This window comes from Dyadobacter psychrotolerans, assembly GCF_004349265.1.
Lineage (GTDB): Bacteria > Bacteroidota > Bacteroidia > Cytophagales > Spirosomataceae > Dyadobacter > Dyadobacter psychrotolerans.
In genome coordinates, this window is record NZ_SMFL01000001.1 from 663299 (window position 1) to 689392 (window position 26094).

Below are 26094 nucleotides of genomic sequence, written 5' to 3' on the forward strand. Positions count from 1 at the left end.
TGTAATTGGTTACCTTTACAGTAATTCACGTTCTAAGGTGATATAAATGAACAATAAAAAAATGAAAATATATCTGTGGCTTTCGATAGTGCTCCTTTCAGGTGTCGCTGCGGTGGCGGCTACAATACATTATACGAAGGAAGAAAATTCAGTAACAAACCAAAAGCCCGGCGGCTATGAACCCGGTGATATCGTTGCCAATTTTAAATTGAAAAATGTTGACGGCAACATGGTATCACTCAATGATTTCGCAGGTTCAAAAGGTCTGATCGTTGTGTTTACAAGTAACCATTGTCCGTTCGCCAAAGCGTACGAGGACCGTATTATTGCCCTTAACAGCAAATATGCATCACAGGGCTTTCCTGTCATCGCAATTAATCCAAGCGATCCCGCCACGCATCAGGATGATTCGTTTGAAAAAATGAAAGAACGTGCTTCTTCCAAAGGCTATGGTTACCCCTACCTTGCCGACGATATGCAGCAAACCGCAAAGGCGTTTGGTGTAGCCCGGACTCCTCAGGTTTATGTGCTTCAAAAAAGCGGTTCTTCGTTTACTGTCAGATATACCGGTATGATCGATGATAATCCCCAGGATCCCGCCGGCGCAGCCAAATTTTATGTTGATGAAGCAGTTGCAAACCTTTTAGGCAGCAAACCCGTGGTGACAACAATCACTAAACCCATTGGTTGCGCCATCAAATGGAAAAATTAATAAAGCCCTTTTCTGATTTATGATAAGATTTTTCACTGTGTTTTTTGTCCTCTGTGGCACAACTCTTTCCGGTTTGCATGCACAGACTATAAGTAAAAAATTCTCAGCAGAGAGTGAATTTACCAGTAACTGTGAAGGACCTGCCGTGGATAAAGACGGAAATGTATATGCAGTGAATTTCGCAAGAGATGGTACAATTGCTATCATGAATCAGAGAGGTAAAACTTCATTTTTTGTTACCTTGCCAAAAGGAAGCACAGGAAATGGGATTCGGTTTGGAGATAAAAACACATTTTACGTTGCGGACTTCACAGGACACAATATCCTGAAGGTAAACCTCATCACAAGAGACATTACCGTAGTTGCCAATGAACCTAAAATGAACCAGCCTAACGATCTGGCGATTACTGCCAAAGGTCTTATGTTTTGTTCTGACCCCAATTGGAAAGAAAGCACCGGACAAATCTGGCTTGTTACGCCGGATGGTAAAACGACTCTTGCAGCCGAAAATATGGGAACCACGAATGGTATTGATGTGAGCCCTGATGAAAAAACCCTGTATGTAAACGAAAGCGTTCAGAGAAATGTCTGGGCTTTTGACCTATCTCCCGAAGGAAAATTAACCAACAAACGTCTTATTCATCAGTTTGCCGACGGCGGGATGGACGGTATGCGCTGCGACGTTCAGGGGAATTTATACATTGCACGCCACGGCAAGGGAGAAGTTGCTGTTTTATCTCCCGAAGGCAAGGTGATTCAGACCATACAGACCATCGGTAAAAAAGTATCCAACATCTGTTTTGGAGGTAAAAACGGCAAGACCTGTTACATCACTTTGCAGGATCGCGGATGCCTGGAAACTTTTAAAGCCAAAACCGCTGGCCGCGAATGGGCGATGATGAAATCGTTTTCTGCTGTCAAATAAATCAGACTATTACTCAACAAAAAATAGCGATACACCTTATTTCCTTCTGCTAACTTTCTATTCAGTCAGAAACTAAGTTTTTTCTCTCAAACATTAATATGCATTTGGTTACAAAACTTTTTTAATTTTACTTTGCATTTCAAAGTACTTTAATAAAGTAAATATGGAAATCAAAAAACTGTCTACCTATCTTCAAAGCAACCAGAAAATCGCCCTTCTTGCGGTTGTTTCTTCTTCGGCCATGGCGCTGCTCGTTTTTCGGTTTGCCGGCACGCAAAATCTTGGGTTTCTCTTCATGGTATGGAATCTGTTTTTAGCATGGGTTCCATTAGTTTTTATCAAATGGGTATGGGAGCAGGAAAAAGCCAGGCGAACTCCGTTTATCCTTTTATTGATCTATTTGGTAATCTGGCTGTTATTTTTCCCTAATGCTCCTTACGTGGTAACAGACATCAAACATTTACGGGGTGTATCGGAAAATATGATTTGGTATGACACGCTGATGTTATTTTTATTTGCGGCATCTGGATTTCTTACAGGCTTATATTCCATCCGGATTGTACACCGGATTATTTCCCGCCGCCGGAACCAGCTACTGGCCTGGCTTGCGATTGGCGGATCGATGATTTTGAGCGGGTTCGGAATATTTTTAGGAAGATATGGAAGATGGAACAGCTGGGATGTCTTAACGCAGCCAGGAGCATTGGTCCGGGGAATTTATCACAGCATGCAGGATCCCCTGGCGATAAAACATACGTTAGCGTTTTCGTTCGTGCTGATGTTGTTGTACTTTGCGTTCCATTTTTTCGCCGAATTAAAAGAACATGAGCCGTCCCATAAATATTCGTAAGGCAATTCGCAGCTTCAAATATGCCGGAATGGGAATTTATAGTTTATTCCGTTACGAAAATAACGCCCGGATTCATCTCATTGCCTGCATACTAGTGGTGATTGCAGGTATGATCGTCCATATTTCTGCCACTGAATGGTGTGTTGTGGTTATTCTTATTGGACTTGTCTGGTCAGCCGAAGCCATGAACACAGCCATTGAAAAACTTGCGGATGTTGTTTCACCTGAATATAATCCCGGTATAAAGGATGTGAAAGATCTCGCTGCCGCAGGCGTACTGATACTCGCGATCTCTGCGGTAATTGCCGGCGCTGTTATTTTTGTTCCAAAGATTGCCAATCTTTGCGGATTGACATTTTAAACGTTCCCCTATTTCAATTCTGTACCCGAACTCATCTGATATGTCCTCAAACCAAGACTCCTTAAACACTTTGAACGAGATACGCGACCTGATGGAGCGCTCGTCCAAATTTCTTTCCCTGAGCGGACTCAGCGGGGTTTTTGCAGGAATTTTTGCACTCATCGGCGCGACTTTTGCCTATGTACGTTTTAAAACTGACTTTTATACCGACGCCCTTTTACCTATAACCGGTTACGATGCATACCGCCAAAAAGAGGTTATTCAGTTTCTGCTGACTGACGGTTGCCTTGTACTTTTCTTTTCACTAGCAAGCGGAATCATTTTTACTGTCAGGAAAGGCCGTAAAAGAGGTTTGCAGGTTTGGAACGGAACATCAAAACGGTTGTTAATAAGCATGCTGATTCCCCTCGTTACCGGCGGGATTTTTTGTCTGGCTATGTTTTTATACGGATATATATGGCTGGTGTTTCCGGTAACACTCATTTTTTATGGACTTGCGCTCATCAACGCGAGCAGGTTTACCTATCCGGAGGTTTTTTATTTGGGTATATCCGAAATCGCCATTGGCTGTATTGCATTATTTCTGACAGGCTATTCGCTCATATTTTGGGCCATTGGGTTTGGGGTATTGCATATAATTTATGGTTTGACGATGTATAACAAATATGACCGCAAAACACTTGCTTCGGATAAAATCAAATTGGGTGGTGGTTTAGGCCTTATTTTAATACTGATTTTGCTCTCGCCGAAAAGCCAGGCACAATATGTTTCGGACAGCACAGGAAAACAAGCCAGAAAATGGTACGACAAAGAGACAATTTATCTTCAGGGCAGTAATAGTTTTATTAAAAACAATACAGTTTACAGCGGGCAAAAAGCGCTTCGTCGCGAATTTTCCATTTCCGAAGGTGGATTGCAATTGTATTTAAAGTCAAAAAGAACCCGTAACATTGCGTTGCTGATTTCTGTGGCAGGATCAGCCGGATCCATTGTTTCACTAGTTTCGGGTAATCGTGATAATTTGAAAAAGTTCTTTTGGGTGTCGCTGGGAACCGGGCTGATCGCATCTGTCGTTACGATGCAGGCAAACAATCAGCGCGACCAGGCAGTTTGGCTTCGGAACCGGGATGCCTTACTTTTACTGGAAGCCGATAATTAATGAATATTTTAAGGCTTCACAGCCTCTGCGTGAATGGATTGGTTAGAGAAATTTAATAAGGTTCTGGAAAGTAAAATAAGGCTTGGGCTTATGTCTGTGCTGGTTGTAAACGATTCTTTAAGTTTTAATGAACTAAAAGAACTCTTGCAGCTAACTGATGGCAACCTGGCCTCGCACCTGCGTGCACTCGAAGAAACCGGATATATCGAAGTTCAAAAACAATTTCTAGGCAGAAAACCACTTACGACATATAAATCAACGGATACCGGTCAAAAAGCATTTGCCGACCATTTGCAGGTTTTGGAAAATATGATCCGGCAGAATTTATAGAGCAGGGGGTTTGGGGAATGAGATGAAATAAAAAACGGACGTCTGGTTATAAACCGGGCGTCCGTTTTTTATGAATTTTTTACTTGATCAGAATTTTACCGGAACAGAAAAACCCTCTTTATCCCATTGAAGATCCACAGATTTGTCACTCACTTTAAATGTAAGTTTCTCTGCTGATGCAGCGTACTTTTTAGCGGGAACGGTCACAGAAAGTACATCCTTACTTTTGTTTTGCTCATATTCAAACGCACCATTTTGCTTTAAAACGCTGTTTAAAATGACGGTCCATTGTGTCTCTCCCGGAATCGAAAACAAACTGTATGTGCCAGCTTTTACAGCTTTCCCGCCAAACTGTCCATCCTTTTTAAATGTAATTTCTGTTGACGCGTTGGCACCGGTCCTCCATACTTTGTCGTATTTATCAAGACCTGCGCTTCCTTCTTTACCCAAAACAACTCTTCCTTTTTTAGAAGGCTGCCCGTAGGCAATACTAATGTTTTTCCCTTCTGCAGTAACCCTCGGAGTTTGTGCGAAAGCTCCTACAAACGCGAAGAATACAAATGCTAATAACAATAACGTAACTTTCATAAATCTATAAATTTGGTGGTTATGGTTACATAAACGACGTTTAGTGATCAAAAGTTGTTGTAGATCGATAATATCAGGAATGAAAAACTCATTTCGCTCCCAAATTAATCCTGCACATATTTAATGAATTACACGTACTTTTGAAAAATGAGTAGTGAAGGACAACCACCGGTACGCAATAGTTTTTTTGAAACCAGGATCGAATTCTTAAAGGGAGTCGGTTCACAAAAGGCGGCGTTGTTCAACCAGGAGCTGAATATCTTCAATTTTGGTGACCTTATCCAGTATTACCCTTACCGGCACGAAGACCGCTCCGTTTTTCACCAAATCAAAGACATTAACGAACAGCTCCCTGCTGTTCAAATCAAAGGTAGACTGAGAGAATGGTCGATAACAGGAGAAGGCAGCAAAAAAAGGCTCATCGCAAACTTTACCGACGGCACGGGAATTCTGGAACTTGTTTGGTTTCAGGGAATAAACTGGTTTGAGAAAAATCTTCGCCCTAATGCGGAGTACATCGTTTATGGAAAACCAATCGCTTTTGGCTCGAAATGGAGCATTACCCACCCGGAACTTGACCTCTTAACTGCCGAAAACTCTCAGGGAGGTTACTGGCAGCCTATTTATCCGCTTACTGATAAACTTCGCAGAAAATTCATTGACAGTAAAACCATCAGTAAAATGATGCGAACGCTGCTCGAAATTTCCCGTCAGCATATTCACGAAACCCTTCCTGCAAACCTGGTACAAAAGTACCGGATGGTTTCCAAGGCTGATGCAATCTGGAACTTTCATCTTCCGCAAAGTCAGGCATGGCTGCACCAGTCACAGCGCAGGTTAAAATTCGAAGAGCTTTTTTACAATCAGTTCCGGTTACTGAAAAACAAACTTTTACATAAAACAGAATTCCCCGGAATGGTATTCGGGCATACAGCTTTGGTGAAGGAGTTTTATGCACATCATTTGCCATTTACTTTAACCGGCTCACAGGTAAAAGTTTTGCACGAAATACATGAAGATTTAAAAACAGGACGGCAGATGAACCGGCTTTTACATGGAGATGTAGGTTCCGGAAAAACGATTGTGGCATTTATAACAATGCTTTTTGCCCTGGATAACGATGCCCAGGCATGTCTGATGGCACCCACAGAAATTCTGGCAGATCAACATTACCAGGGACTGAAAAAATTTGCTGATTCACTAGGTATCGGTATTGGAAAATTAACCGGTTCAACGAAAAAGAAAGACCGTGATATCATTCACAGAGAATTGCTTGATGGGACCATGCAGATCATCGTGGGAACACATGCGCTGATTGAAGATATTGTTCAGTTTAAGAACCTGGGGCTTTGCATCATCGATGAACAACATCGCTTTGGCGTTGCTCAGCGTTCCAGACTTTGGGCTAAAAATAAACGGATTAACCCGCACATTCTGGTGATGACGGCAACTCCTATTCCCCGAACGCTTGCAATGACGCTGTATGGAGACCTCGACATTTCCGCTATTACCGAATTGCCAGCCGGAAGAAAACCCATCAAAACAGTTCACCGTTATGACAAGCACCGCCTGTCCGTTTTTGGCTTTTTGAGAGATGAAATTGCCAAGGGAAGACAGATTTATATGGTTTATCCACTGATCGAGGAATCGGAAAAGATGGATTTGAAAGACCTGATGGATGGCTATGAAAGTGTTTCCCGCGCTTTTCCGGATGTACCGCTTAGTATCCTTCATGGTAAAATGAAATCGAAGGATAAGGATTTCGAAATGCAGCGTTTTGTTCGGGGAGAAACAAAAATCATGGTTGCGACAACTGTTATTGAAGTTGGAGTAAATGTACCTAACGCATCTGTGATGGTGATTGAAAATGCTGAAAGATTTGGTCTCTCTCAGTTACATCAGCTCCGCGGACGGGTTGGACGAGGCGCTGAGCAATCATACTGTATTTTGATGACCGATTATAAAATCAGCAAGGATACCCGGCTGCGCATTGAAACCATGTGCAGAACCAATGATGGCTTTGAAATTGCGGAAGTCGACCTTCAGCTACGTGGGCCGGGAGACATAACCGGCACACAGCAAAGCGGGCTGATGGATTTGTTAATTGCCAACCTGTCGCAGGACGGTGAAATCTTAAAAGCCGCACGCCAGTCAGCAGAAGCAATTTTGCAGGATGACGCCGATTTAAACCAGCCGGAAAACCTTCCGATTAAGGCGCATTTAAGTACAATAAAAAAAGAACAGACCAACTGGAGCCGGATTAGTTAGTACAAAAAAAGCTGCAATCTTATTCCAAACGGAAGGTTGATTGCAGCCATTTTATTCAATTGCGGTATTTACTCCGCGCTTATTTCATGTATATCTCCTGAAAATTCAAAGGTCTGCGGACGGGTTACATGAAGTGCCGCACCAAGCGAAGTCGCATAAGGCAGGTCAGTTGCATAAACAGAATGATTTGGAAAATTACGTGCAATCAGTTTTGTAAAAATAGCATTTCTTGCAAAACCACCATCTACGTAAATCGATTGAACGTCATTAATTCCTACAAGCTGAAGCGATACGGTCAGCATATCAGTCAGACCTTTCAGCAAATGGTGATAAGCGGATTCCGCCGATGCGAAAGCACTCACCTGCCACTCACTTGGACTTGGTTCCGGAAAAGGTCCGTTACCGGTCATACAAGCTGTGTAAAACGGCGGTGAATCTGCTTTTAAAAACTCCCCGTTAAATGCAACCCTTTTGTAAAAATCTGGTTCTACTCTAAAATATTCTGCGATACGCGCTACCTGATAATCATGTTCACGACCCAGAAAAAGTCTTGATGCCGTTACACCGCTTCCTTCAGGTGTGAGGTAATTCATACAATCCCTTTCCAGCTGATAGTATGTTAACGGCTTGGATGCGAATGAGTTAAAGTTAATACACCAGGTTCCGGTTGACAATAGCACGAACGGTTTTTTAACTGCCATCCTGTAAGGAACAAGTGCGGCGGAACTGTCGTGCAGACCAAAACCGGACTGAATTCCTTTATCTCCATGACGGTAAATAAAAGAAGATGATGCCAAAACTGGCGCCAGTTTTTTATGAATTCCTTCTGCTTTTACCCATTCATGGTAATCCCACATTTCAAAGCTCCATAAAGCCGTGTGACAACCCAGCGAAGTATAGTCACTCACCTTACGGTTGGTAAGCAGATAAAGAATGTATTGCGGTAAATGTAAAGTTGTAACAATCTGCTTATAAATTTCCGGCTGAGTGTATTTAAGCCAGTACATCTGCATACCCGAATTAAGCATGCCCATGGCCGGTGAACCGGTTTGCAGCGAAAGACGCGTCGGATCTCCGTACGTACTGTAAAACTGGTTTAACAGTGCATCAGGAAACGGTTTCAGATAAGAATAAAGCGGCGTAAGCGGTTTGTTGGCAGCATCAAGATGTACCAGACTCGCTCCATAAGCAGCAACGTTCACAGCTTTAATGTCATATTTGGTACTTTCAAGCAAATCTGCCCAACGATCTTTCACCCATTTGGTTAAAAGCACGATGTCTTCTGTCGGGAAGCCGTCCTCGTCAGTTGTTTCCGGAAGTGATTCGGAGAATTCTTCTACGATCTGATGATTTTCATCAAAAAGTACATATTTCTTATTGGTCCTGCCAATGTCAAAAACCGCAGTTACTTTCATTTATTTGAATGCTATATCACTTTTTATCCCAAATATATTTTTCGGTCAATATAGTGACTTTACTTTGAAACCTATACCCTTACTATTACTTTTTCAAATCTACGAACTTATAAAACGCGTTTTATGTCAATCTAAGCCGTTTTTTCTAAAATTGGCTTAAATACTTTCGTCCAGCGCCTATATCCCTCTGCGTTCATGTGCAGGCTGTCCTTTACGAATATACTTCCATCAGGACGGCCATCTTTGAGCATAACCGGCCAAACGTCGATATAACCATGTTTCCTATCCTTTTTGATAAATTCCTGTATCAGTTTGTTCGCTTTAATTACATCTTCACGCCTTGCCCAGCGCGACGGCGAAGGTTTAAGCGAAACGCCATACAAACGAACATCCGGCAGTTGGTCACGAATAAGCTTCGTCAGCGCTACGTAAGCATCCCTAACCTGTTCCGGAGTTTTTTTCTTAGCACCGAACATGTCATTTTCACAATAAATAACCACCGTTTTAGGCTTGTATCTCACAACCGAACGATTGGCATAATAAATCACTTCCGGCAATGTAGATCCGCCAAAACCACGGTTGATAATCGGAAGCGGTGCCAGATCTTTATCCGCATCAGTCCACTTGGTAAAAGAAGAACTTCCCGTAAAAACAATTCCGCCGGGTGCAGGCATTTGTTCCGCGTCTTTTTTCTCAAATGCAAGAATAGCACTTTCCGAACGGTCTATCTTATAGTCGGGCTCCCACGGTGCGTCCAGGGCAGTATAACTCGGCTTATGACAGGCACTGAGGCTGGCAATTAAAAAAACAAAAAAGTATTTTTTCATTGGATTAAAGTGGTGGACATAGCAAGAAGGCATGTCCACCATGTTTTTAATGTAAGATGCAGGATTATTTATGCAGATATTTTTAGGTTACAAAAAGTAACGAAAACCTAAACCTACGCTCGGAAAGGAAAACGACGGTGAAAGCCGGTATCCTAACTGAACATTTTTTGTAGTTTCAATTGTATTCGGATCCAAGGACTTGAGTTGTTTCAGAAAAGAATATCCTACCGACACCGGATCGGAAAATGCGAGACTGGCCGTTCCCCACCATTTGTCTGAAAACCGGTAGTACACACCCGCAGTCAATCCCATGGAAAGCTGTATAGTCTTTGTCGTATTGACAGACAATAAACTACTTCCGATATTACCATATTCTTTGTTGAGCGAATAGTTGGCATTGATCTCAGGACCACCGAAAAGACCGGTTTTGTCATTAATATGTTTGTAAAAATGCCAGAAACGACCGGCACCGATCTTAAAATAATTTAACCCTTTACCACTGCTCTCTACAAAATTACTCCCATCAAACTGGAGCGTACTGTTTTCTGTACCACTTAATGAACTGTTCAGATTCCAACCGCTGGCACGCGTTTCAGTTTTAAATTTACCGAGTGAGAATCCTAAATTATATTCGTAACGCTGACCCGCCTGACCTGACACAGGGTTGCTGTTTCCGAAGGACAGACCAAACGAACCGGAGACGTACTTTTTTCCTTCAAACTGTGCGAAAGATGTGCCGTTCCCGAGGAAAATCATTATTCCGACAAAAAAGAAAATATTTTTCATACGTAAGTTATTGAGGACGATGGATATACCAGGAAGCACGGACAGAGAAATAACTGTTCAGATTTGTGGTGACAGCCGAATTAAAATTGATTGACTTTACATCAACGATGTCGCTGTAACTTACACCCAATGAAAGTAAATTGATGTCTGATTCCAGTGCAAATCTGGGTGTTACCCAAAAGGAAATACCCGGAACCACTTTTACTCCAACTCCATATCCATTATCTGACTCCCTGCTGCCATTTGCCTTGTATCGGAGGCTCAAAAATGAAATTTCCGCCGAGGTATTTAGAAAGACCGCCCATTTCGTATTGAGTGGTTTGTAGTGTCTGACATAAGGTGCAAGGGTATAAGCATTACGGCTTTGCCTGTTTTTCGATATGTTCTGCCCATCATTATTTGACACAGAAAAAATGTAGTTTGAAGAACCTAGCCCAATGCCCGCCATCCGGTTATCCTTAAAAAATTTTCCCGCCTGTAAAAAAGGACTGATGGTAAATTGGCTAGAAACAGTCTGTTGGACAGCATAACCTGAGGGACGGAAATTATAACCATCGAAACTAATTGTCGCAGCCAGATACTTTGTTCCCTTTTGCACCTGAGCCTGCACCGGATCTGACAGGCAAAGAAAAGTTAGTAACGTAATCGGTAAGTATATTTTCATAAAGTGTATGAGTTAGTTACACAGGCAAGATAAAAAAGAATATGTAACCGATGTAACCATTTGCTTTTTTTAACAAAAAATATAAAAAAAGAGGTAACCAAAGCGATTACCTCTAAATATTACCGATACCAAAATTTAACCAAACTATCTTTATTAGCTGATAGCTTTCAGCTGCCGGCTATTAGCTCTGCTATATTCAAAGCTCCATTTAAAATCTAAGATGAAGCATTATATGATCCTTAATTTTTAAAAAATACCGTCCCAGTTTCCTTGTTTATAATATTGTAGTAACCGCTGCTGCATCAGATATTCGTACTCCGCCTGGATGGCATTGGCTTGAGCCTGAGCGAGATTTGCTTTTGCCAGCGAATATTCAAAAACGTTAGCTGTTCCCGCGTTGAGTTTACTTTGTACAACCGCGAAACTGGCATTGAGCGATTCTACCTGGCCTTGGGATGCGGAGAATTTATCTGCTGTTGCATTAAGATCCAGCACTGCCTGTTCAATTGCCTGGCGTAAAAGCTGCTGCGCGACATCCTGCTGGTTTTGCGCGATACGTTCCTGCACTTTTGCAAGTTCCACCCTTGGCCGGGTAACCCACCTGCCCATGATTGGAATATTAACCCTAAGGCCAATCGAACCGTTTCTTGTCGCATTTAACTGATTAAAGTAGTCGAGTTTTTTATTTGTTGAAGCATAAAATGCACCAAAATCTGCGCCTAGCAAAAGTGAGGGAAAATTATCTGCTTTAATTGATTTTACCTGATAGGCGAAACTTTGACGATAGAGGTCTGCACCTTTTGACTCCGGAAACGATTTCTGTGCATCTTCATACAGGTTTGCTGCAGTAACCGCTTCTCTCAATCCTTCAACAGGAACCAGCGGCTCCAAATCCAGACTATCATCAGCCGGAATGTTAATCCGCTGAAATAGCGCCAGCCTCGCAGAACGATAATTATTCAGTGCAGTAACCTGGTTAAACTTGTCATTGGCAAGCTGAGCTTTAATTTCATACAAAAGGTTTACGCCCAGCACCCCCGCGTTTACCTGCTTATCTACGCGATCAACCTGTATAAGGGAAGATTCAACCTGCTGCCCGGCTGCTTCAAACAATGCTTTTGTTGCCAAAACATTTACATAGCCCTGCATCAGTAAAATGGTCTGCTGGTTTAAAATGGCAGTCCGGTTTTCCAGTGCCGATTCTTTCAGCAACACATTTTGACGGATCTGATTCTGCAGTTTAAATCCCTGAAAAACCGGCACCTGAACGCCCGCACCAAGTGAATTAAAGCTATAAACCTGGTCTATATACGCATTGGTATACTGATCGATGCTTCGGCCGAGATTAAGGCTATTTCCCGAACTGATATAAATTTGCGGAAGGATTTGTGACCTTACCTGCCTCAATTGTGCCTGTGCTGACTCCGCCTGTAGGTTTCCAGCTTTATAGGTCAGATTATTTTTTGTGAGCAGTTCCACGCATTCACGTAAACTGAGCCGCGTCTGAGCCTGAACCAGCGAAGGGATCAGACAGAATAATAAGAATAAATGTTTCATGGCTAATAAAAGAGAAAATGGATTAAAGGAGGATGGAAAGAGAAAATGAGGAACAGTTATTCTTTCCTCCCTCCTCCTTTCGCCCTATCAGGCTAACCACCCGTCTTTAAGGCGGATGACACGGTGGCCGTATTCCGCATTTGATTCTGAGTGTGTTACCTGTACGATGGTTACTTTGTCTTCCTGGTTAAGTTTTTGAAATAACTCCATAATTTCGACAGCCTGCTCCGAATGAAGATTCCCGGTTGGTTCGTCCGCGAAAATCACTTTGGGGTTGTGAACAATTGCTCTTGCAACACCCACCAGTTGTTGCTGCCCGCCGGAAAGCTGATGCGGAAAAAGATCTTTTTTTGCAACCATGTTAAACCGGTCAAGCAATTCGGCCACACGGCTTTTTCGTTCAGATGAAGGTGTTCCTTTGTAAAGCAACGGCGTTTCAATGTTCTCGTAAACGGTTAGTTCGTCAATTAAATGATATGCCTGAAAAACAAAACCGATGTGATGGCGGTGTAATTCTGTACGTTTCTTCTCAGTCAATTTCTGAACCGGTGAATCCAGAAAAAGATATTCACCTTCGGAAGGCTCTTCCAGTAAACCTAAAATATGCAGTAAAGTCGATTTCCCGGAACCCGACGGCCCCATAATAGACACGAATTCACCTTCTTTAATATTCAGATCAATGTGGCGTAAAACATAAGTCTTGCCAAAACCTGCGGGGTAATACTTCGATATTTTTTCTAGCTTGATCATAAAATTTTGGTATGTGAGATTGAATTACACAAGAACGCATACAGCGCCATAAAAACAAAACCTGAGCTTCAATCCCGTTGCCAATACTTTTAAAAAGCCTTGCCAGACATTTAATTAACTAAAAATGAGATAATTAAATTAGCATAAGAAAACAAAACCGTCCGAAATCGTACAAATGTGTACGGTATCGAACGGCTAAAAACCAGCATCTGCTGAGGTCCGCTAATGCTGGTTGAGGGTCAATATTTTTATATCTGCATAAAGTTTTCTGAGTATTTGTAACCACTTCCTGTGTTGAGCAGCAGGATATTATCTTCTGCACCGATCCATTTATTTTCGATCGCTTTTTTCACTGCCGGCAGCAAAGCTCCGCCTTCCGGAGCAACAAACAGTCCTTCATTTTTGGCAAAAGACTTTACCCCGTTCATCAGTTCTGTTTCGGTCACAGAAAGAGCGTATCCACCGGATTCTTTCAATACCTGAAGTATCTGCCTTTCGGCAAACGGGAAAGGTACGGCAAGGCCGTTTGCTACCGAAGGTCTGGCAACATAAGCAGCCGCACTTTCATGTTTTCCCGCAAAAGACCAAACAACCGGCTGGCAGTTTTCTGTCTGAACAGCAATCATTTTTGGGAATTTTCCGGTAATCCAGCCTGCTTGTTTCATTTCATGAAACGCCTTCCAGATTCCGATAAGTCCCGTTCCGCCACCGGTTGGATAAAAAATCACGTCCGGTAGCTGCCAGTTCATCTGTTCCGCTATTTCAAATCCCATTGTTTTTTTACCTTCCAGACGATACGGTTCTTTCATGGTTGAGACATCGAAATAATCTTCTTTTGCTCTCATTTCACCCACAACCCTTCCGCAATCACTAATCAGGCCATCGACCAGAATCAGTTCAGCACCAAAATAGCTGCATTCCTGTTTGAAAATTTCAGGCGTGTGCCGGGGCATCACAACCGTGACATCAATTTTAGCCTTCGCACAATAAGCGGCAAGTGCCCCGCCTGCATTTCCGGCTGTGGGCACGATACAGCGCCGGATACCAAGTTCTTTCATTTTGGAAACTGCAACGGCCTGCCCCCGCGCTTTAAAAGAACCGGTCGGATTTAGCGATTCATCTTTGAGATAAAGGTTTGGGATATGCAGTTCCTTTGCAAGATTTTCAAGATGCAGCAAGGGAGTCAATCCCTCTCCGAGGCTTACGATATTTTCAGGGTTTAAGACGGGCAGAAATTCAAAATACCGCCACAAAGATGCAGTGCGTTCTTTTAATACATTTTTACCAACTTTATTAAGCGAGCCGTATTTGGCATAAAGCGGTGATTTCTTTCCGTTTGCTGAGGTACAAAAAGTCTGTATTTCCAGATGACTGAATTTTTCCTCATTATCTGCACATTCCAGATGGGTGATGTGCGATGTTAGTAAATCTGTCGGTATCATAAACTTTTGGCTATTTTTTTTCACAAAAGTAGACCGCGTCCGATACCAAAGCCAATGCTATTTAAACATACACTATAACTTTAAGTTATGAACATGCAGTGCAAATTTGACGAAAGCCTGCCCGAAAGGATCGTTTTCGGAACCATGACGCTGGATAAAAAAGAACTGTCGCTTTATTGCTAAACCTTCTACAAAAACCTGTTTTAAAGTATTGGCCAAAAGTTCTTTCTGAACTGAGCGAAGTGGTAAAAAGCCCAGACAGTCATCTACAAGTAAAAAGTTTTTCAGCGCTTCCGTTCCGCCAAGAGAAATATTGTTTTTCAAATCGGATAACTTAAAACTTCTTTCTTCCAGCGCCGAGTTAACCGATGCCAGCGTGCCCGATCCCCGTTCCCGTAATGCAACAGGATAATTTCTGAGTTCATCCAGCGTAATAGACTCGCGAAACCATAGTTCACTTTTTGGAGAGCAGACGGCTATTACTTCATCTGAAGTAAAGTAACGGTAGTTCACAGAAGTAGTTTTGGTTTCTCCTTCGATAATGCCCAGGTCAATTTCATTTTTACTTAATGCAGTCAGAACATTTTCCGAATTCCTGTTAAGCAGCGTGATGTGGACGTTCGGATATTGTCTTCTGAAAGCGGAAAGAATTTCGGGAATAATGTAAAGAGCAACGGTTGTGCTGGCGCCTAACCGTAATTCCCCTTTGGCATTGTATTCATTTTGATGCGTACTCAGCTCATATTCCAGCCTGATCTGAATTTCGCGTGCCTGCCGTAAATGAGCCAAAAGCGTTTTCCCCGGCTCAGTTAGCCGTATACTTCCGCCGGTTCTTTCAAAAAGACTGGTTTTATATTTTTCTTCCAAAGCTTTAATATGCTTGCTGATGGCAGGCTGGCTCAGGTTTAGTACCTGGCTGGCTTTGGTAAAACTCAGCAGATTGGCTACTTCAAAAAATACCTGATGGCGAAAGGATAACATTTAGATATTGATGAGAACTTTGATCTCCAAAGATATCCATTCCAATCCATTCATACTGTTCTCCCATATTTATTCAGCAACTTCCATCCGGTAACCAACGCCATGAACGGCAGAAATTTTTACCAAGGAATCATTTTGGAGCATTTTTCTAAGCCGGGAAACAAACACATCCACGCTCCTTCCTACAATGATACCTTCATCCTCCCAAACAGATTTAAGGATAAAGTCTCTTTCCAAAACCTGATTTTTATTTTCGGCAAAAAGATTCAAAAGCTTTGCTTCCCGATAGGTGAGTTTATGGTTTTCATTTCTGCATACCAGCGTGAGGTTCGTTATATCTAAAACTGAATTTGCAAAATGCTTTTTCTGGGTTGTATTTACTTCGGAAACTTCCGGCAGAAAGGAATTGTCGGATTTTCCTGATTTTCTCCAGACAAGATATCCCAAACCGGCAGCGAGGCTTCCAATGGGCAGTAACCACCAGTTATTGCCAGCCGTTGCCTGCTGTGTCGGTGGATAAAAACTAAGTTTTAAATTGTAGCAGCCCGGTAATTGTTCCCGATTAAGACAGGGAACGCCTCCTTTTGCGCTCATGTCCTTAAAGTTGTATCCAAGCTGTAAATGCCCGGTGGTGCAATTCACGATCGTCACATTGTAACCCCGTGTTATCTGATACAGATCAAGCGATTCATTCAGTAATTGGGGCAGCTTTCCATAATCAAATGACTGGTTGAGTTTTATTGTAAAGGTATTGTTGTCGGTTTGCTCAACGGGAGGAATGACTGAAACAGAATCACCATTAGCTATCAGCAGACCATGTGCAGTTCTTCGTAAAACCAGATTTGCTTTTTCTGAAAACTGCCCGGACTCGTTATTAGCAATTGCAGTAGCGGTTTGAAAAAATAGGAAAATAACAGCTACAACCAGGGTCAATGTGGCCCTGGTCGCAGCTTTAAAACAAAAATCAGATGATCTGGCCATTTTGGGTAACAAAAAACTATCCGTCAGGTAAATTTACCAAAAAGAAACGATCAGCAGCCTTCTTTACTTTTGTTAAAAACGGAGAACCACTGAAACTGCGGTGCAAGCTGTATTTTTGTTACAGGAATAATTTTTTGACCCCCATTCTCACCCGGAGCGGCTGGGCTAATCACGATTTCATCACCTAATCTGGCTGATTTCAGAACTTCGCCCAGATCAAACTCTTTAACCGCAACATTATGCACAAAGGAATCACCGTCAACGATTTTCCCGGCACGTTTTAAATAAACAAAAAATTCAGTTTTTCCTGCCGATTCCGGATTTTCTTTTACCAAACTAACTTTTCCTTTGTCAACCGATGACAATACAGCCAGGTGAACAGGTTTTCCGTTTAGTAAAACAGGGTTTGCAATAAATTCATCTTCGTTGGCGTCTTTGGGAAGGGCTTCCGAAGCAGGAAGCGAAAACATCCATAACCCGACAAGCAGCAGATTTGAGATTTTACTTTTCATTATTTTAGAGGTTTAAATGAGATTGATTTGAACAACTTGAAGCAAGCGATTTGGGACTCTCACAAATGTAGAATACCGGTTAACTGAACTGGTAAAATGTCTGTAAAACATTGTAAACAAAATGTAAAAGGTTGAAATAGCCTGCACTGTACATCAAAACTGCATTAAATAAACAATCCTCATTAATTTTCAATTAAAGCAGAACAATATCTGTTCTTAAACGTGTTACAAAACAGAACACCACACAATAGCAGGTTGAAAACAGTTGCCCCACAAGATCCTTACGCCGCTTTGCGGTACTCCGACTTCCGGTTTTACATTTCCAATACGTTTCTTTTCTCAGCAACCATCCTGATCCAGGAAGTAATTGTTGCTTATGAATTATATAAAATGACCCACGATCCGCTGGCACTGGGTTTGATTGGCCTTGCTGAGGTGATTCCTTTTATAATTACTTCATTATTTGGTGGTTACATAGCGGATCAAAGAAATAAAATTACGATTATGCACATTAGTATTGTCGTGATAATTTTAGGCTCGGTTATACTTTACACCGTTTTCCAGCCTGCAATTTTTAACTCTTTAACACAAACGCAGCACCTGGCGGCAGTTTATTCCGTTTTCGGACTAATTGGATTTGCAAAAGGTTTCTACTCTCCCGCATCAAGCTCTCTGAAACCGTTTCTGGTTCCAAGGGCCATTTATGGAAACTCATCCACATGGAGCAGTTCTTTCTGGCAGGCGGGCTCCATAACAGGTCCGGCATTGGCAGGATTTCTCTATGCTTTTATAGGTCTTGAAAATACGTTGCTGATCGTAATTGCCAGTTTTATCGTCTGCTGGTTTTTGCTTGGAATGATTAAAACCAGACCCGAAGTGGTTAAAATTACGACACCGCTTCTTGAAAGTCTGAAAGAAGGATTCCGATTTGTTTTTAAAACCAGAATTGTACTTTATGCCATTTCACTGGATTTATTCTCGGTGTTATTTGGAGGGGTTGTGGCCATTTTGCCCGTTTTTGCTGAAGATATTTTAAAGGTTGGTCCGGAAGGTTTAGGTTTGCTCCGCGCAGCACCTTCAATAGGTTCTCTTCTTACCATGTTTGCAATGGCATACTTCCCTCCTACGCACAATGCATGGCGTAACATGTTGATTGCCGTAGCCGGCTTTGGTGCGTTTACAATTATGTTTGCACTTTCAACCAACTTCATTTTGTCCTGCGCTGCACTGTTCGCTACCGGAGCCTGTGACAGCGTAAGTGTAATTGTCCGCCAGACAATCTTACAAATTTATCCGCCAGATGAAATGCGCGGGCGTGTTGCGGCTGTAAACGGTATTTTTGTCAGTTCATCCAACGAAATGGGAGCTTTTGAATCCGGGGTACTGGCAAAAGCCTTTGGAACGGTGCCATCAGTCATGATGGGCGGTGTGGTCACAATCGCCGTTGTGAGCTGGATTTATGTGCGGTCAAAGGATTTGTTTTCTGTAAGGTTGAGTTGAAATGTTGGAAACACAATTATCTGGATCTTGCCTTTAATAAATATTTGTTATTTTTGTTTGATTCAGGCAATTGGAAATCACGGGTATGGCTACAACACAGCAAGCATCAAATGGTACGTTAAGTGAAATACAAATAAGTTTGCTGAGGCTCTTTGATCAGGGTATCAGTGACAGCGAGACTCTGGAATTACGGAAAATATTAATGGATTTTTTTGATCAGGGGCTTCGGAAAGAATTAGAGGAAGTACTGAAAATTAAAGAATATTCCGATGAGGATTACCGTAAAATGCTTTCAAGCGATAAATCCTTTGTCAAATGATTCGTGTTGTGATAGACACAAATTGTCTAAGAGCGTCAATCCCTCCAAAAAGCCCATTTTATCAGCTATATCTTGATTTCAGATCTGAGAAGTTTGAATGGTTTGTGAGCAATGAAATATTGTTGGAATACGATGAAATTCGCACTAAAACCTACTCTCAAAAGACCTCTCAGTTTATCCTGCACCAATTGGCTATTGCCCCAAATGTCGTCTTTACTGAACCCGCATTTAAATGGAATTTAATAATAAATGACCCCGATGACAATAAATTTTCAGACTTGGCGATAAGTTCCAACTGCAATTACCTGGTTAGCAATGATTCTGATTTTAATATCTTTAAATCAATTGAATTTCCAAAACTTACAGTCATTGATTTGGAATCCTTTTTAGCAATTATAAAATGAGGTCCCTACTCCATCCTCAAACTCTTCACCGGATTCATTAAGGAGGCTTTTATCACTTTGAATCCAATTGTTAGCAACGTAATTACTAGGATTATCAAACATCCCGAAGCCGGAATCCACCATTTCAGATCAATGCGATAGGCAAAATTGGTTAGCCAATGCGAAGCAAAATAACATCCAACCGGTGCTGCTATCAGGAATGCAACCAAAACAAGAATCAAAAATTCTTTTCCGAAAAGCAAAACAATGCTTTCCACACCAGCGCCCAATACTTTTCGGACACCAATTTCTTTTGTTCTTTGCGTGACCATAAACGACACCATTCCATACAACCCCAAACAACAAATAAGAATAGCAATCAATGCAAAGGAGCGGATCAGTGTCGTTAATTGCTCTTCTTTTTCATAAAACTTAGCAATCTGTTCGTCCACAAACTGATAGGAAAACACGTCGTCCGGATAATCCTTTTGCCAAACCGCCTGGATATTTCGGATTGTTTTGCCAAAATCTTTTGTATTGAGCTTAATCGCTATTTCTTTGTATTGCGCTGGCTTGGCAAAGATGACACAAGGCTCCACCGCCACCTGAAGCGATTTTAAATGAAAGCTTTTTACCACCCCAACAATCCTGCCTTTCAAATCACCCATTCCGGTGTTCAGCATCTTTCCTAAAACCTTTTGCGGATCCGTTATTCCCAGCTTGAACATCAATTCTTCATTCACAACAAATTCTTTCAGCGAATCGCGATCGGTAAAACTGCGCCCTGCTATCAGCTTCATTTTATAGGTGCTGATATAATTTTCATCTCCGTAACGTTCGCGGATCACAAACTTTTCCCAGTCTGCGCTTTTATCAAATTTAACTTGGCCTCCAAATCCCATACTGGATGTTGGCGCCTCGTACTGATAAGCAACAGACTTGATATCAGCAAATTGAAGCAAACTATTTCGTAAAGACCCATTGATTTTCTGTTTCGAATTTTTATTCGGCAACTGAACCGTTAAAACTGCATTTTGATCAAATCCAAGATCCGCATTTTTAAAATATTTCAGCTGAAGAATAAGTACCAGCGTACCGATAACCAGAATCTGAGCGATAAGCAACTGGGCAACAATCAAAGACCTGCGTAGACCGAGGCCACCAATTTGCTTTGTTCCTAATTTACCTTTCAGCGCGGTGATGGGATTGAAACCCGAAATAATGACGGCCGGATAGAAACCAGCGATAGGAATAACAGATAGAATTGTCAGCGACCAGCAAAACAAAAATTGCAACTGAAATACCATTCCGAAATAAAAATCCTGGGTCTGTGTCCAGTTGTTTAGCACAGGCAGCAGTAAAGCGACTAAAAGCAGCGTGACGAAAGCGGAGAACAAGGTTAGCAAAGCGGTTTCGCTCATGAACTGCCAGAATAATTGCCGTCTTGTACTTCCCAAAACTTTTCTGACACCAATTTCTTTTGCTCTTTTTATTGCCTGCGCAGTTGCAAGATTTATAAAATTGATACACGCAATGAATAGTAAAAAAAGACCCACAACTACTAAAATTATTAAAATTGGCCGCCGAATTTTGCCACCATACCTTTCATCAAAATGAACTTCAGATAATGGCTGAAGTTTGTGTTCGTAATATCTGGCGGTCTCAGCATAGTATTTTGTACCATTTGTTTTTATAAGCTTCTCCACCGACTTGAAATCTGCTCCCGGGACAAGCCGGATAAAAATTTGATTACGCGAGCTTAACCAGCCGAAATTATCCAAATCGTAAGCAGGCTCAATCTTCTTTATGGTTGGTAAGGATATATAAACATCAAATTTTAAATCTGTCGGATTTTGTGATTCTTTTAAAACACCGGCGATTCTTAAATCAGTGGCATTGTCAAGACGCAGGATTTTTCCAACTACGTTTGTTAGTCCAAAATATTTTCTGGCTACTTTTTCACTGATAACTGCTGCATAGGGTTCCTTCATTATGCCATTTAAGTTGCCTTCAAGCACATTGAATTTAAATATTTCCATAAATCCCTGATCAGCAAAAACCACGTTTTCTTTCTCGGTGAATCTTCTGGTTTCGTTTTGGTAAATTGACAAGAGTGTTGCGACCGGTATTTTCTTAATAAACCCTACTTTTTCAATCTGTGAGTAATCCATGGCCAATGCTCCTGCCAAAGGAACGGACGTATCAGAGCTATACTCAATTCCTTCATCTAAGTGAAGATTTAAAACCAATCGGTACAACCTGTCAAAACCGGGCTGATGCCTGTCGGTACTGAGATGATTTTGCAAAAACAAAAAAATAAGTATGGCTCCCGTCATCCCCATGCTAAGACCGGCCACGTTCAGGATCGTGTATGTCCGGTTAATACGAAGATTCCGCAGGGCGATTTTGAGGTAGTTTTGCAGCATTGGAAGAGTAGGTTTGCAATTTTCGATGAAGCCTGAAAGGCTTAAATTTGAATAACCCCGGGTTACACCCTGGGTGAATTTCAGGCAGTTCAGTCACCAACCCCGAACGGGTTTGAATAAAACAATCCGGCGTCACAATTATCAGAAATATTTAACCCTTTCAGGGTTGCAAATAATTGATTTGCATCTCAAACCCCGGATTGCATCCGGGGCTATTCGTGTTCAAGCCTTTCAGGCTTTCCTCGTTATTTCGATCTTGATTACGCTAAATCTTTCAGCTTTGCTAAATTACTCTGAAGTAATGGATTTTACGGGATTCATTGATGCTGCTTTATAGGTCTGCAGACAAACTACGCCGACAATTACGATTCCGAAAATCATACCGATCCAGGCAAAGGTCAGCAGGTTCAGATTAATCCGGTAGGCGTAATTTTCCAGCCATTTTTTCATTCCCAACATGGCCAACGGGAAAGATATAAGTACTGATATGCCCATTACCAGAAGAAATTCTTTTACAAAAAGAATTATAATACTCCATGCAGTTGCGCCGAGCACTTTTCTGATTCCCAGTTCTTTTGTCCTCCTCGCGGTGCTTTGCGCCACCATCCCCAATACACCTAACAAGACGATTACAATAGCCAGCAGCGTGGCCACTTGTGATGCCTTTTGCAGCTGCACTTCCGACTTGTAAAGCTTTTGTAATGTATCGTCCATAAAGGCGTACTCAAATGGAGCATCCGGCATGAGTTCCCGCCATTTTTTCTCAACCGCAGCCACAGATTCTCCCAAATGTGAAGGAACAATCCTGAACGTCAAAAACCTGTAAGCATTTCCACCATTGATATGTAAAAATGCCAGTGGTTTCATTGACTGGTGCATGGATTCAAAATGAAAATTCTTGGACACACCACAAATGATAAACGGAGTCGAAAATGAATGAACATTTACAAGCTGTCCAACAGCATCTTCTGCATTTTGGAATCCTAAAGATTTCACCGCTGTTTCATTGAGCACAATAGTGCCGGGCTGGTAAACTCCTTCTTTGGCATGAAAAAACTTTCCAGCTGCCATTTTGATCTGGTAGGTATCTGCATATTTTTCATCCGTTCCCAGAAATTGTGTATAAATAGCGTTTGCAGAATCCTGCCCTGGTTTATAAATACCAAACTGATTTCCGTTATTCCCATTTGGAATTTCATATGACAAACTCACCTGGTTAACCTCTTTCAAATGTGAAAACTGATCCCTGATTGCCGCCATTTTCGCAACACCTTCGGGAGTCCAGTCGCGGGGAACGGCAACTGACATCAGCGATTCCTTTTTGTAACCCAGATCTTTATTAAAAAAGAATTTAACCTGCTGTGAAACGATGACTGCTGCAGTTATTACAAACAAGGCAATCGAGAATTGTGAAACCATCAAAAGTCTTCGGAGACGGATATTTTCTTTCACCAATTTCAGTTTCCCCTTCATCGAGTCAACAGATGGTAGTGAGGACAAAACAAATGCCGGATAAAAACCACCAGCCAGTCCGGTTAACAATGCTATAACTACAATTATTAAAATGGAGAATGGCAGCAAAGAGAATGACGACGCGATTTCTTTACCCAGGATACCGGCGAAATAGGATCTAAAAACTTCATAAAATAAAACCGAGACTAACGTGGCAAAAAAAGCAAGCAGAATTGATTCTGCAAGAAATTGCCTGAGAAGCTGTCCTTTAAAACTTCCCAGCACTTTCCTGACCCCAATTTCCTTCAGTCGGGATGAAGAGTTACCAATGGAAATGTTGATAAAATTTACAATCGCCATAAACAGTATAAAAACCGTTACAGCAGAAAGTGTATAAACCATTTTCCTGACCAAACCATTATTTGCCTCCCAGTAATATTGTTTTAAAGGAGTAAAATACACCTGAAGGTTTGCCCGCAAGTCTTCAGGAACATTTGTGTTTAAGATTTGGTTAACCGGTTTTTCAAGATCCTTTACTAAAACTCCCTTTTTCAGTTCTATAAAAGTGACCATATATGGAAATGCCCAGCTATCCTCGGCACCTTTGCGGCCATCCAGACTGCTTAACGGGATAAACATTTCTATCTGAGACACTTGCAGATGACTTATAGAATTGTCTGGTAATTTTTCAAGAACACCTGTCACCTGAAATTCCTGCTTGCCGCCTACGAAATTGTGTAATGTGAGCGTTTGGCCAAGCACATCGGTTTTTCCGAAATATTTTATTGCCTTTTCATCTGTTAGTACAATCGAGTTAGGTTTGTTTAAGGCTGTATTCGGATCGCCATGAAGAAGAGGAAATCCATACATGCTGAGCAAAGTCGAATCGCCGGTCTGTATTTCTTCTCTAAAATGTTTTTCATTTTTAGAAACCGCTACCGTGATTCCATCGAAGCGATAATAATTTGCGACCAGGTCGGGATAATTCTCTTTCAGCGTTTTTCCTAACGGACCCAAGGAAGCAAAGTCGATACCCATATCCGGATTCTTCCATTTGCTTCGGATGATATACTGGTTTTCGGCATTTCGCAAATTAAGGTTAACCTGGATTTCTCCACAGATAAAACCTGCAATAAGAAAAGTAAATGTCAGCCCTACAGACAATCCTAAAATCGTGACAAAAGCAAAAAACCTGCGTTTCATGAGGTTGCGCCATGCGATTTTAAGATAGTTTTTTAGCATCAGATTCGGGCAGGGGGAAAAGGGTTCGGGGTTACTTTCCTGCTTTTAATCCAAAACTAATTAAATCCTTTTCGCTTTATCTTTCACTGTTAGGTATTTAACTCTTTTTAACTTAAACCGCAGTCCTGTTTCAATTGTATTTTGAAAAAAAATAGAGGCAAAAAAAATCCCGCTGTCGGGATGAACAGCAGGATCAGAAAATGACTTAGAAAGGTCAGTTTTGCTTATATGATTTATTAATATCCAGCTCTCTCTGCGGAATCAGAAATAATGGACGTATGGTTTTCCCCTGCGCAAGCATCACATCCTTTGCAACGCCAAAACGAAGAAGATCGGCCCAGCGATGATTTTCAAAGGCCAGCTCCACCCTTCTTTCATGAAGCAGTTTTTGCGCAAAAGTCCCGGTAGTTGTGGCACTGACCGGAGCCAATTTCGCTCTTGCCCTCACCTGGTTAATCAACGCATAAGCTTCTGTACCTTCTCCCAGTGCTTCTGCAAGCATCAATAAGACATCTGCATAACGAAAGACAACGAAATTGTAAGAAGCATCCGTTTCTTCAAATGAATTTTCCCGCCCAAACTTTACGACATAACGAATGTCATTTTTTGTATTCGTAACCAAAACACCCTGCGTATTGACATAACTTGTATCCATCGACTTTATAAAACGATCGTCTCCGGCTTCAAATTCTTTTAGAATACTCTGGGTTGGTCTGTTTTTGTAAGCGCCGGTACTGTGTTTCAAAGTAGGTGAAAAGGCATTGGTAAACGCGTTCCCTGTTCCCGTTGCACCTCCTTTAAATTGTACTTCAAAAATAGATTCCACGTTATTTTTGTTTGCCAGGCCCCAAAGATTCGCATAATTTGGAACCAGTGAGTAACCGTAGGAAGCAATGATACGGCGAAGCACAGTTTCCGCAGATTTTTTATCGCCGGCGGCAAGATATACTTTTGCCAGAAGCGTTGCTGCTGCTCCTTTTGTAGCCCGGCCAACGTTAGCTGCATCATATTTAACAAGTAAACCACTTTCAGCCTTTATCAAGTCGGGAATCAGTTGTTTATACACATCGGCAGCCGGAACCTGCGGCAAAGCTTTTCCTTCATCTACGGATTTTGCTTCGGTAAGCGGTAAAGGAATGTTTCCAAACGAAACTGCGAGATTGTAGAAGAACAAAGATCTTAAAAACAGGGCTTCACCACGAATCCGTTCTTTGTCAGCCGAAGGCATATCTACCGCATCCAACCGGCTAAGTACAATATTGCTTCTAGCTATTCCCAGATATGAATCTGTGTAGGCCAGCGTTACCAATTCACTGGTTGAGTTTTCAACAAAGTTTTCAATAACTGTTAAATCCGCTCCCAAACCAGTTCCATCGGGGCCCTGATCGGTATTATCTGATCGCATTTCCTGCGTGATCCAGTAACTTTGATTATAGGTTCCGTTCAATTGCAGGGTTTTGTAAGCTGCATTGATTGCCGTGTTCATATCTCCCGCTGTGTTGTAAAACAGGTTTACGTTACGCTGGGAAATCGGACTGAGGTCGGTGAAACTATCACCGCAGGACATCAATACGCCCGCACCGATTAGTGATGCGGCAATTGGAATATATATGTTCTTTAATTTCATATGCTTGTTTTTGTAATTGTCAGCTTCCGGGATTAAA

Annotated in this window: 24 protein-coding genes; 10 read left to right on the plus strand and 14 right to left on the minus strand. The window is 41.8% G+C overall.

Features of this window, described 5'->3' with window-relative positions; genetic code table 11:
• Positions 1-61 precede the first annotated feature (61 nt).
• The 6 genes from E0F88_RS02855 to E0F88_RS02880 all read left to right on the plus strand — a co-directional run bounded on the left by E0F88_RS02855 (position 62) and on the right by E0F88_RS02880 (position 4337).
• On the plus strand, positions 62-712 hold the full coding sequence (locus E0F88_RS02855; RefSeq protein ID WP_229213657.1) for a thioredoxin family protein: 651 nt from the start codon (positions 62-64) through the stop codon (positions 710-712).
• Between the two features lie 19 nt (positions 713-731).
• The gene (locus E0F88_RS02860; RefSeq protein WP_131956453.1) at positions 732-1637 is read left to right on the plus strand and encodes an SMP-30/gluconolactonase/LRE family protein; all 906 of its coding nucleotides are present in this window, start codon (positions 732-734) and stop codon (positions 1635-1637) included.
• Positions 1638-1800: 163 nt separating this feature from the next.
• A complete protein-coding gene (locus E0F88_RS02865; protein WP_131956455.1) occupies positions 1801-2487 on the plus strand; it encodes a DUF1361 domain-containing protein in 687 nt (228 codons plus the stop codon).
• Positions 2462-2848, plus strand: a complete 387-nt coding sequence (locus tag E0F88_RS02870; protein ID WP_131956457.1) for a diacylglycerol kinase family protein — start codon at positions 2462-2464, stop codon at positions 2846-2848. Before E0F88_RS02865 ends, E0F88_RS02870 begins: the two co-directional genes overlap by 26 nt.
• A 40-nt stretch (positions 2849-2888) precedes the next feature.
• Positions 2889-4007 carry a hypothetical protein gene (locus E0F88_RS34645; RefSeq protein ID WP_131956459.1) on the plus strand — a complete coding sequence of 373 codons (1119 nt, stop codon included), beginning with the start codon at positions 2889-2891 and terminating at the stop codon, positions 4005-4007.
• A gap of 33 nt (positions 4008-4040) precedes the next feature.
• Positions 4041-4337 carry a winged helix-turn-helix domain-containing protein gene (locus tag E0F88_RS02880; RefSeq protein ID WP_131956461.1) on the plus strand — a complete coding sequence of 99 codons (297 nt, stop codon included), beginning with the start codon at positions 4041-4043 and terminating at the stop codon, positions 4335-4337.
• 87 nt (positions 4338-4424) lie between these two features.
• On the opposite strand, the gene E0F88_RS02885 is transcribed toward E0F88_RS02880, so the two are convergent.
• Positions 4425-4925 (minus strand): DUF2911 domain-containing protein, encoded by a 501-nt coding sequence (locus E0F88_RS02885; protein WP_131956463.1) that lies wholly within the window; start codon positions 4923-4925, stop codon positions 4425-4427.
• A 147-nt stretch (positions 4926-5072) separates the two neighbouring features.
• On the opposite strand from E0F88_RS02885, the gene recG reads away from it, so the two are divergent.
• Positions 5073-7193 (plus strand): ATP-dependent DNA helicase RecG, encoded by a 2121-nt coding sequence (gene recG / locus E0F88_RS02890; protein WP_131956465.1) that lies wholly within the window; start codon positions 5073-5075, stop codon positions 7191-7193.
• Between the two features lie 68 nt (positions 7194-7261).
• Here recG and E0F88_RS02895 read toward each other — a convergent pair whose 3' ends face one another.
• The 10 genes from E0F88_RS02895 to E0F88_RS02940 all read right to left on the minus strand — a co-directional run bounded on the left by E0F88_RS02895 (position 7262) and on the right by E0F88_RS02940 (position 17108).
• Positions 7262-8608, minus strand: a complete 1347-nt coding sequence (locus tag E0F88_RS02895) for an FGGY-family carbohydrate kinase (RefSeq protein WP_131956467.1) — start codon at positions 8606-8608, stop codon at positions 7262-7264.
• A 131-nt stretch (positions 8609-8739) separates the two neighbouring features.
• Entirely contained in the window at positions 8740-9435 is a 696-nt protein-coding gene (locus E0F88_RS02900) for a GDSL-type esterase/lipase family protein (protein ID WP_131956469.1), read from the minus strand.
• A gap of 87 nt (positions 9436-9522) precedes the next feature.
• Complete coding sequence (locus tag E0F88_RS02905) at positions 9523-10221, minus strand: hypothetical protein (protein WP_131956471.1); 699 nt, start codon at positions 10219-10221, stop codon at positions 9523-9525.
• A gap of 7 nt (positions 10222-10228) precedes the next feature.
• Positions 10229-10885, minus strand: a complete 657-nt coding sequence (locus E0F88_RS02910) for a hypothetical protein (protein WP_131956473.1) — start codon at positions 10883-10885, stop codon at positions 10229-10231.
• 246 nt (positions 10886-11131) lie between these two features.
• The gene (locus tag E0F88_RS02915) at positions 11132-12442 is read right to left on the minus strand and encodes a TolC family protein (protein WP_131956475.1); all 1311 of its coding nucleotides are present in this window, start codon (positions 12440-12442) and stop codon (positions 11132-11134) included.
• Positions 12443-12529: 87 nt separating this feature from the next.
• Positions 12530-13192 carry an ABC transporter ATP-binding protein gene (locus tag E0F88_RS02920; RefSeq protein WP_131956477.1) on the minus strand — a complete coding sequence of 221 codons (663 nt, stop codon included), beginning with the start codon at positions 13190-13192 and terminating at the stop codon, positions 12530-12532.
• A gap of 248 nt (positions 13193-13440) precedes the next feature.
• Entirely contained in the window at positions 13441-14634 is a 1194-nt protein-coding gene (locus E0F88_RS02925) for a threonine synthase (RefSeq protein WP_131956479.1), read from the minus strand.
• A 72-nt stretch (positions 14635-14706) separates the two neighbouring features.
• Positions 14707-15615 (minus strand): LysR substrate-binding domain-containing protein, encoded by a 909-nt coding sequence (locus tag E0F88_RS02930; protein WP_131956481.1) that lies wholly within the window; start codon positions 15613-15615, stop codon positions 14707-14709.
• A 69-nt stretch (positions 15616-15684) separates the two neighbouring features.
• Entirely contained in the window at positions 15685-16596 is a 912-nt protein-coding gene (locus tag E0F88_RS02935) for a winged helix-turn-helix domain-containing protein (protein ID WP_131956483.1), read from the minus strand.
• A 50-nt stretch (positions 16597-16646) separates the two neighbouring features.
• Positions 16647-17108: a hypothetical protein gene (locus tag E0F88_RS02940; protein ID WP_131956485.1), complete on the minus strand. Its 462-nt coding sequence runs from the start codon at positions 17106-17108 to the stop codon at positions 16647-16649.
• A gap of 255 nt (positions 17109-17363) precedes the next feature.
• On the opposite strand from E0F88_RS02940, the gene E0F88_RS02945 reads away from it, so the two are divergent.
• The 3 genes from E0F88_RS02945 (at position 17364) to E0F88_RS02955 (ending at position 19331) form a co-directional block, all read left to right on the plus strand.
• Positions 17364-18608 carry an MFS transporter gene (locus tag E0F88_RS02945; RefSeq protein ID WP_131956812.1) on the plus strand — a complete coding sequence of 415 codons (1245 nt, stop codon included), beginning with the start codon at positions 17364-17366 and terminating at the stop codon, positions 18606-18608.
• 85 nt (positions 18609-18693) lie between these two features.
• Complete coding sequence (locus E0F88_RS02950; RefSeq protein WP_131956487.1) at positions 18694-18927, plus strand: DUF8507 family protein; 234 nt, start codon at positions 18694-18696, stop codon at positions 18925-18927.
• Complete coding sequence (locus tag E0F88_RS02955; RefSeq protein ID WP_131956489.1) at positions 18924-19331, plus strand: putative toxin-antitoxin system toxin component, PIN family; 408 nt, start codon at positions 18924-18926, stop codon at positions 19329-19331. The genes E0F88_RS02950 and E0F88_RS02955 overlap by 4 nt, the downstream gene beginning before the upstream one ends.
• Before the next feature lie 5 nt (positions 19332-19336).
• Here the strand turns inward: E0F88_RS02955 and E0F88_RS02960 are convergent, their stop codons facing one another.
• The 3 genes from E0F88_RS02960 to E0F88_RS02970 form a co-directional block, all read right to left on the minus strand.
• Positions 19337-21736: an ABC transporter permease gene (locus E0F88_RS02960; RefSeq protein WP_131956491.1), complete on the minus strand. Its 2400-nt coding sequence runs from the start codon at positions 21734-21736 to the stop codon at positions 19337-19339.
• A gap of 288 nt (positions 21737-22024) precedes the next feature.
• Positions 22025-24391, minus strand: coding sequence for an ABC transporter permease (locus tag E0F88_RS02965; protein ID WP_229213658.1), 2367 nt, complete (start codon positions 24389-24391; stop codon positions 22025-22027).
• A gap of 253 nt (positions 24392-24644) precedes the next feature.
• The gene (locus tag E0F88_RS02970; protein ID WP_131956495.1) at positions 24645-26057 is read right to left on the minus strand and encodes a RagB/SusD family nutrient uptake outer membrane protein; all 1413 of its coding nucleotides are present in this window, start codon (positions 26055-26057) and stop codon (positions 24645-24647) included.
• Between the last annotated feature and the right edge of the window lie 37 nt (positions 26058-26094).